At 59.6% G+C, this 1,924-nt stretch carries 1 protein-coding gene; it reads left to right on the top strand.

Annotation, left to right across the window (positions count from 1 at the left end; all coding sequences use genetic code 11):
• Window positions 1–418 precede the first annotated feature (418 nt).
• The gene (gene ltrA, locus AC1DRJ_RS25940) at window positions 419–1,840 is read left to right on the top strand and encodes a group II intron reverse transcriptase/maturase (protein ID WP_477804669.1); all 1,422 of its coding nucleotides are present in this window, start codon (window positions 419–421) and stop codon (window positions 1,838–1,840) included.
• The last annotated feature ends 84 nt before the right edge of the window (window positions 1,841–1,924 follow it).

Below are 1,924 nucleotides of genomic sequence, written 5' to 3'. Positions count from 1 at the left end.
GCATGGCGCGTTGCGCGCAAGCGCAACCAGCTTGGCTGTGGTGGCCTCGCTGGTGACTTGGAGGTGAAAGTCCTCTACACACCCGGCAAGGGGAAGTGTTAGCCAGAGGCAAGGGTGTCGCGGGTGACCGCGAATCTGAAGGAAGCCCGAGGCAAAATGCTGGCCTGACGAACAGCAAGCGGATAGAGGCGGCGCAGCGGGGTAAAGGGGCGTGTTTCCCTAAAGCCCAATACTTGCACGGGACGCTGCGACGTAGATCCGACAGGCATAAGCAGGAAGGTCGCGCGAATTACCCTGGGAGATCTGCACGTTTGCCACAGTGCTACCGAGCGTCGAGAGGCGACGGGATGAACGTGCAGAAGTCAGCCGAGGCCGTAGTAAGTGGCGAATAACCCCGTCACCAAGGGCCGAACAAGTTATGCCGCCAGTAGGCGTCAAAGTCTCGTTGAATACCGAAATGCAGAAATTTCTCCAAGAGAAGACTGTTACTCCGAGTCCCGGACAGTATCCGAGGATGACGGCTGACAGCGCACAGGTATCGGCGGCGTCTGTGACGTGGACGAACGCGGAGCCGGACACGCTGATGGAGCGGGTGCTTGCACCGGCCAACCTTAGGCGTGCGTATCAACGTGTGGTCAGCAACAAGGGCGCACCGGGTGCCGATGGCATGACGGTCGACGACTTGGCGGACTACGTGAAACAGTATTGGCCGACCCTCAAGGTGAGGTTGCTGGCCGGCGAGTATCACCCGCAGGGTGTACGCGCCGTTGACATCCCCAAACCCAAAGGCGGAACACGGCAACTGGGTATTCCCAGCGTCGTGGATCGCTTGATCCAACAGGCACTGCTGCAACAGCTCACGCCAATCTTCGATCCTCTGTTCTCGGACTACAGCTACGGCTTTCGTCCGGGTAGAAGCGCTCACCAAGCCATCGAAACCGCTCGCGGCCACGTGGCAGCGGGTCACCGCTGGTGCGTGGAACTTGATCTCGAGAAGTTCTTTGATCGGGTCAACCACGATGTCCTGATGGCCTACGTGGCGCGTCAAATCGAAGACAAGCGTGTGCTCACGCTGATCCGTCGTTACCTCGAAGCGGGAACGATGTCGGGCGGACTCGTCAGCCGACGGCAGGAAGGGACGCCGCAAGGCGGCCCGCTCTCGCCGTTGCTGTCGAACATCCTACTCAACGAACTCGACCGCGAACTGGAACGGCGAGGCCATCGCTTCGTGCGTTATGCCGACGACGCGAACATCTATGTGCGCAGTCAGCGAGCTGGCACGCGGGTGATGACCGGTGTTGAGCGTTTCCTGAATCAGCGCCTGAAACTGACGCTGAACCGGGAAAAGAGCCACGTAGCACGGCCTTGGGTCTGCGACTATCTGGGTTATGGGATGAGCTGGCATCAGCAACCGAGGCTGAGAGTGGCGACGATGAGTCTGGGTCGCTTGCACGACCGGTTAAGAGACCTGCTGCGCGGGGCGCGGGGCCACAAGATGGCGAATGTCATCGAACGGATAAACCCTGTGCTGCGCGGGTGGGCAGGCTACTTCAAGCTCAGTCAGAGCAAACGGCCACTTGAGGAAATTGACGGCTGGGTGCGGCGCAAACTTCGCTGCGTCGTCTGGCGTCAATGGAAGCGGCCCTCAACGAGGGCACGTAACTTGATGCGCCTGGGGCTTAGCGAAGCTCGCGCCTGCAAATCAGCCTTCAATGGCCGAGGCCCATGGTGGAGCTCGGGAGCATCTCATATGAATCAGGCGCTGCCGAAGAAGCTATGGGATCAACTTGGGTTGGTCTCGGTACTGGATACGATAAACCGGCTTAGCCGCATAGCTTGAACCGCCGTATACGGATCCGTACGTACGGTGGTGTGAGAGGACGGCGGATGTAAATCCGCCTCCTACTCGATCTTACTCGATCTG

The sequence above is a fragment of the Pseudomonas sp. P5_B2 genome (assembly GCF_056400445.1).
The sequence above is the reverse complement of the archived record's forward strand: the minus strand, read 5'-3'. Positions and strand labels throughout refer to the sequence as shown.

Bases quoted from the DNA above. Each gene is read 5' to 3' on its own strand.
- ltrA (WP_477804669.1), top strand. From the start codon at position 419: ATGCCGCCAGTAGGCGTCAAAGTCTCGTTGAATACCGAAATGCAGAAA.